The sequence below is a fragment of the Streptomyces sp. SID5785 genome, assembly GCF_009870065.1.
In the GTDB taxonomy this organism is placed as follows: domain Bacteria; phylum Actinomycetota; class Actinomycetes; order Streptomycetales; family Streptomycetaceae; genus Streptomyces.
This window is the reverse complement of the sequence record NZ_WWIA01000705.1, coordinates 1-3,798: the sequence shown is the minus strand read 5'-3', so window position 1 is coordinate 3,798 and position 3,798 is coordinate 1. Positions and strand designations below refer to the sequence as shown.

4 protein-coding genes and 1 pseudogene are annotated in these 3,798 nt (G+C 76.6%); 2 read left to right on the top strand and 3 right to left on the bottom strand.

Features of this window, described 5'->3' with window-relative positions:
- Positions 1-272: pseudogene (locus tag GTW43_RS23220) on the bottom strand (ATP-dependent helicase); the annotation flags it as partial.
- Positions 273-356: 84 nt separating this feature from the next.
- Positions 357-1,184, bottom strand: a complete 828-nt coding sequence (prcB, locus tag GTW43_RS23215; RefSeq protein ID WP_161303952.1) for a proteasome subunit beta — start codon at positions 1,182-1,184, stop codon at positions 357-359.
- A 116-nt stretch (positions 1,185-1,300) separates the two neighbouring features.
- On the opposite strand from prcB, the gene GTW43_RS23210 reads away from it, so the two are divergent.
- Both GTW43_RS23210 and GTW43_RS23205 read left to right on the top strand, forming a co-directional pair.
- Positions 1,301-2,038, top strand: a complete 738-nt coding sequence (locus GTW43_RS23210) for a Mut7-C RNAse domain-containing protein (protein ID WP_161303951.1) — start codon at positions 1,301-1,303, stop codon at positions 2,036-2,038.
- A gap of 107 nt (positions 2,039-2,145) precedes the next feature.
- Positions 2,146-2,670 (top strand): hypothetical protein, encoded by a 525-nt coding sequence (locus GTW43_RS23205; RefSeq protein ID WP_161303950.1) that lies wholly within the window; start codon positions 2,146-2,148, stop codon positions 2,668-2,670.
- A gap of 39 nt (positions 2,671-2,709) precedes the next feature.
- Here GTW43_RS23205 and GTW43_RS23200 read toward each other — a convergent pair whose 3' ends face one another.
- Entirely contained in the window at positions 2,710-3,606 is an 897-nt protein-coding gene (locus GTW43_RS23200; protein ID WP_343246097.1) for a type VII secretion protein, read from the bottom strand.
- Between the last annotated feature and the right edge of the window lie 192 nt (positions 3,607-3,798).

Here is a 3,798-nt window from a genome sequence, read left to right as displayed (position 1 = left end):
ATCTGCTGCAGCCGGGCGGGCCCGGCGTCGAGCACCTGGCGCACCGTCGTCAGGCCCGCCTGCTCCACCGGACCCGTCCGCAGCCGCGCCCCCGTCTCCTGCAACCGGGACACCGGGACGGCGCCGAGGACCTCCGCCACCGACGCGTCGAGGATCGGCGCCAGCGCCTCGCGCACCGCCCCGGCCGCCCGCTCGTGGTCCGCCAGCAGGGACCGGGCCGCGCCGTCCAGGCGCCGACCGGCCGCCACGGTCTCCCGCTCGGCACGCCCCATCCGTCCCGCCTCCTTGCTCCGGCCCAGGGCGATCCTGCCATCGCGGCGGCCGACGGCGCCGGAGGGAACGGGACGGGCCGGGGCTCAGAGCAGCGGCGCGTTCGGACCCTCCGGCGCCGCGGCGCGGGCGCCGACGACGGCCTCCGCGACCGCCCGCACCTCGTCCGGCGGCAGCTGCCGGTACCCGTCGGCCGTCACCTGGGCCACCGACGGATAGATCCGGCGGCCCAGATCGGGCCCGCCCGTCGCGGAGTCGTCGTCCGCCGCGTCGTACAGCGCCTGCACGGCCACCGTCGTCGCCTCCGCCGCCGACAGGCCCGGCCGGTACAGCTTCTTGAGCGCACCGCGCGCGTACGGGGAACCGGAGCCGTCCGCGTGGAAGGCCGCCGCCTCGAACAGGCCGCCGCCCACGTCGTAGTTGAAGATCCGGCCCGTGCCCCGCCGCTCGTCGTACCCCGCGAGCAGCGGGATCACCGCGAGGCCCTGCATGGCCTGGGGGAGATGGTCGCGGATCATCGTCGCGAGGCGCTGCGCCTTGCCCTGCAGGCTCAGCGCGCGGCGCTCCAGCTTCTCGTAGTGCGCGAGCTCCAACCGGTAGAGGCGGATCAGCTCCTTGGCGAGGCCGACCGTACCCGCGAACGCCACCGCCGTGTGGTCGTCCGCCCGGCCGACCTTCTCCAGGTCGCGCTGCGCGATCACGTTCCCCGCCGTGGCGCGGCGGTCGCCGGCCATCAGGACGCCGCCGTCGAAGGTGAGCGCCAGGACGGTCGTGCCGTGCGGCGCGCCGTGCACCGGACCCGTCACCCCGCTCCACGGCAGCGTGTGCGGTGCCACCCGCTCGGCGAACCGCGTGAACGACGACGTGCCGGCGTCCAGGAACACCGGCGGCAGCCCCTGCGTGTGGTCCGTCATCTCTCCCCGTCCTCCCGCGTCGTGCGCGCCACGATCCCCGGTGGACCTTCCCCCGCGGACGGCCCCGCGAACCCGCCCGGGCCACGCCGCGCGCCCCGGCGTGGCATTCTGGCCCGATGAACGGTCCGGAGATCCTCGTACAAGTCGCCCCCGAGCTGGGGCTGTTCGTGCCCGGGCAGTGGCGCTCGGGCGAGCCCGCGCCGCTCGTCACCGACGGGGTGTCCACGCTCGGCCACGTCGTCGAGTCACTCGGCGTGCCGCTGACCGAGGCGGGCGCGCTGCGCGTCGACGGCCGGGAGGTCCCCGTCGCGCACGTCCCGGTCGCCGGTGAGCGCGTCGAGGTGCGGCCCGTCGAGCGCCCGCAGCGGGTGCCGGGCGCCCCGCTGTGCTTCCTCCTCGACGTGCATCTCGGGACCCTGGCCCGACGGCTGCGGCTGCTCGGCGTCGACGCCGCCTACGAGTCCGTCGACATCGGCGACCCCGCCCTCGCGAACCGCTCCGCCGAGGAGCGGCGCGTCCTGCTCAGCCGCGACCGCGGACTGCTGCGCCGCCGAGGACTGTGGGCGGGCGCCTACGTGTACAGCGACCAGCCGGACGAGCAACTGCGGGACGTCCTCGGACGGTTCACGCCCGAGCTGCACCCCTGGACCCGCTGCACCGCGTGCAACGGACCGCTGGCGGAGGCCCGCAAGGACGACGTCGCCGACCGGTTGCAGGGCGGCACCCGCGCGACCTACGACGTCTTCGCCCGCTGTACCGCGTGCGCCCGCGTCTACTGGCGCGGGGCCCACCACGCCCGCCTGGAGACGATGGTGTCCGAGGCGCTCAGCGAGTTCGGCGCGGCCCGGGCCTGAGCGTCCACCGGAACCCGCAGGTCACGGCGGCCTCGGCCCGCCGCCTTCGTCGTGCACATGATCGGCTACGCTGCCGGTTCCTGACGGCGTGTGGACCAAGAGGAGTCATGATCGCGAAGCGACGTCCGGCCGTTGCCGGACTCACGATGATGCTCGTGGCCGTGCTCGCGGCCTGCGGCGGCGGCTCCGGCACGGACGGCGGCGGCACGTCGCACGCCGGCGGGACGTCCGACAGCGGACACGCGCGGCCCGCCGGGCAGGCCGCGGTGAGCGGGCTCCGCGACGGTGTCCGGCACCAGCCCCGCAGGACCGCCGAGGGCACCCGCCCGCACTACGTGAAGAAGTGCGGGACCGCGACGAAGCGCGTGCGGCACACCAAGCGCAGCAAGGGCCGTACCCGGACCTGGTACACGACCCGCACGGTCCGCGACTGCGACCGGGTCCGCAGGGGCACCGAGACGTACACGCGCGTCGTGCGCCCCGAACGCTGGTGCGTGCGGCTCGACGACGTCGGCGGGCGCACGAGCCGCGACGACGTCTGGTACCGGGTGCGGCCCGCGGACTACAGCAGGGTTCACGAGGCGGCGGACCACGCGAAGGTCACCTTCGAGCCGCTCGCGCGCGGCTGCTGACACCCCGTCGCGGCGGCGTCCGGTGCCCCGGCGCGCCCTTCAGGGCGCCCACACCGCCCGCTGCACCGCCTCGGCCGCGAGCCGTACGGCGGCGCGGCGGGTGGACTCGGCGAGCAGGTCCGTGCGGATCGGGCCGCCCGCCGCGAGGTGCCGGTCGTAGGGCAGATGCACGACGCCGACGCCCGCCTCGCGCAGATGGGCCTCGGCCGTGGCCAGGTCGAGATTCTGGTCCGGGGCTCCCGAGGTGAGCGCGACGACCGTGGACGGCAGCGCGGACTTCGGCAGCCCGCCCAGCCAGTCCAGGACCACCCGGGTGCCGCCGACGCCCTCGGCGGTCATCGGGGCGACCACGATCCGGGCGTGCGCGGTGTCCATCGCCGTCCGCGCCACCTCACCGGGCAGCGTCTCGCAGTCCGCGACCGTCACCGCGAAGTGGCGGCGCAGCGCCAGGGTGACGGTGCGGTACGTGGCGATGTCCAGGGGCGGGCCGACCCGGCCCCGGCTCGCCGGCAGCAGCCAGCCGCCGTCCGGCAGCGGCACCAGGTAGCCGGTGATGTCGAGCAGGTCCATCCGCGGGGTCAGGATGCGGGCCAGTTCGACGCACGACCAGCGCACCGACTCGGCGCCCAGCCGCACCGCGAGCGTGCCGAGCGCGGCGTCCGCCTCCAGCGCGAGCACGGGGTCCTGCCGGTGCATCTGGAGCGAACGGGCCACCAGCGCGGCCGTGGTCGTCTTGCCGACGCCGCCGCGGATCGACGTCACGGCCACGAGGCGGCCGATGCCGGTCGGCTGCTGCAGATCCCGCAGCAGGCGTGCCCCCTCCTCCGCGGTCGACGAGCCGAGCCGCCGGATCGACTGGCGGGTGCGCCGCGCGACCGAGTCGCCGCGCTGCTGCCGGCCGACGCCCTGCGCGAGCCGCGGATCGACCGTCAGCACGGACTCCGGTGCGGGGAACGCGAGCTCGGCCGAGGGCCGCACCGCGGGCACACCACCGGTGGCGGCGGGCTCCGGCGGGGCGGGGTGCTGCACGTACGGGGCGGGCGGAGGCGGCACGGGCAGGCCGGCGGCGGTGGGGGCCACGGCCGGGGGCAGCGGCTGGGAGGGGACCGGGGGCGTCGCGGGGGCCGC

Excerpts from the sequence above, each read along its gene's own strand:
- prcB (WP_161303952.1), bottom strand. The coding sequence starts at position 1,184 with ATGACGGACCACACGCAGGGGCTGCCGCCGGTGTTCCTGGACGCCGGC.
- GTW43_RS23210 (WP_161303951.1), top strand. The coding sequence starts at position 1,301 with ATGAACGGTCCGGAGATCCTCGTACAAGTCGCCCCCGAGCTGGGGCTG.
- GTW43_RS23205 (WP_161303950.1), top strand. The coding sequence starts at position 2,146 with ATGATCGCGAAGCGACGTCCGGCCGTTGCCGGACTCACGATGATGCTC.